This window comes from Bacillus sp. AFS098217 (genome assembly GCF_002551815.1).
In the GTDB taxonomy this organism is placed as follows: Bacteria; Bacillota; Bacilli; order Bacillales; family Bacillaceae_G; genus Bacillus_A.
This window is the reverse complement of the sequence record NZ_NVPR01000037.1, coordinates 1-1,811: the sequence shown is the minus strand read 5'-3', so window position 1 is coordinate 1,811 and position 1,811 is coordinate 1. Positions and strand designations below refer to the sequence as shown.

1 protein-coding gene is annotated in these 1,811 nt (G+C 40.3%); it reads left to right on the top strand.

What is annotated here, in order from left to right; all coding sequences use genetic code 11:
* Positions 1-113: 113 nt before the first annotated feature.
* The gene (locus COO03_RS10735; protein WP_097897176.1) at positions 114-1,397 is read left to right on the top strand and encodes an IS110 family transposase; all 1,284 of its coding nucleotides are present in this window, start codon (positions 114-116) and stop codon (positions 1,395-1,397) included.
* Positions 1,398-1,811: the final 414 nt, after the last annotated feature.

The following is a 1,811-nucleotide window of genomic DNA, read 5'->3' as shown; positions in this document are numbered from 1 at the left end:
GCCTGTATTAAGGCAAAATGAGGTTTGAACAAGAAAAGTCCCCTTGGTATGATACGAGGTGCCCCATGTTGCGCAACATAAGGACCCTTAATTGAAACCAAGGAGGACTCAAAGTGAAGTATAAACAAAACCAAAAGATTTTACAACTAACGGACGAAACTTTAATTGTGGGAATTGATATAGCTAAACATAAGCATGTGGCAAGAGCTCAAGATTTCAGAGGAATCCAATTTGGAAAAGCACTTACCTTTGAAAATTCCTACTTAGGCTTTAGGAGTCTCACCTCCTGGATGAACAGCCTGAAGGATCAACACCATAAGCACGAAATCATCATCGGAATGGAACCTACAGGCCACTACTGGCTTCCATTAGCGTATTGGTTAAAAGAACAGGAAATAAAGGTTGTGGTCGTGAACCCAGCCCATGTAAAGAAGTCAAAGGAGCTTGACGACAACTCCCCTACCAAAAATGATGTAAAAGATGCAAGGGTCATTTCACGGCTCATTGAGGATGGCCGTTATTCTGAACCCTATTTACCTGAAGGAATATATGCCGATCTTCGTGAAGGAATGAACCTGTATGACCAGCTCATGAAGGACCTTCAGACTGTTCAGGGACGCGTTCACCAGTGGATTGACCGGTACTTTCCTGAGTACATAAAAATCTTTAAGGATTGGGAGGGAAAAGCCGCTTTACAAGTATTACGAATGGGTTTATTTCCAGATGAAATCGTCAAGTGCTCAGAAGAAGAGATTCTTGCCAAAATACGAGAAGAAGTCAAACGGGGAGTTGGAATGAAAAAAGTCCGGCAGATTAAAGACGCTGCCAGGAGTTCGATTGGGCTCAAAGAAGGAAGACATCTGGCCAGATTGAAATTAAATACGCTCATGACCCAATATGATTTGATTCAAAATGAAATCAGCACCGTATGGGAGAAAATAAAAGAGATTCTCCGACAGATTCCTGCAGTGAAAGAAATGGCGGAAATATCAGGAATTGGAGAAAAAACCGTTGCCGCATTCTTTGCGGAAATAGGTGACTTACAAAATTATGACCATCCGAATCAAATTATTAAATTAGCGGGGCTGAATCTGAAATTGGCGACATCTGGGAAGTGGAAAGGTCGAACCGTTATAACGAAGAGAGGACGACCTAAATTACGCGCTTTATTGTTTAAGGTGATTCTGCCATTGGTTTCTAAAAACCCTGCGTTTAAGACATTACATCAATACTTTATAACGAGAAATGATAATCCGTTGAAAAAGAAACAATCACTGATCGCTTTGTGTTGTAAATTGATTCGAATATTGTTTACCATTGGAAAAAAGCAAATCACCTTTTGTCCTGAAAAAATGTTAAAAGATATCCCTCATTTCGGCTTACAAGAAACCGCGTAAAGCTAGGTAGATTTTTAGTAGAATTGGCTTAATCAGTCATTGTTTTTAAGACTTGGACATCAGAAGCTAGGAGCAGTCGGCAAACGATCAAACAATTGGGCAAAGACCCTGCAAAAAAGCATCGCCGACCCCGCTTCATGGATAGGCAGAACGAAGGAATGTATGCGCATAGGACGCTGTGAGATATGGGAGGGTGTGCCGCCATGAATAGTGTGGGATCCATAAGCTACCATATCATTCATCATAATCCTTTTTCTGTAAAAAGGAGAAGAAGGGTTTATTTAAGTATGCCTCCTCCACCTAAACGGAAATGAAATACTGCTCATTCACAAGATGTTCATAAAAAGAAATTTAAAATACTGAGAAAAACCAAGAAAACAAGAGAAAAACCTTACTTTAATGAGGGAGTTTGAT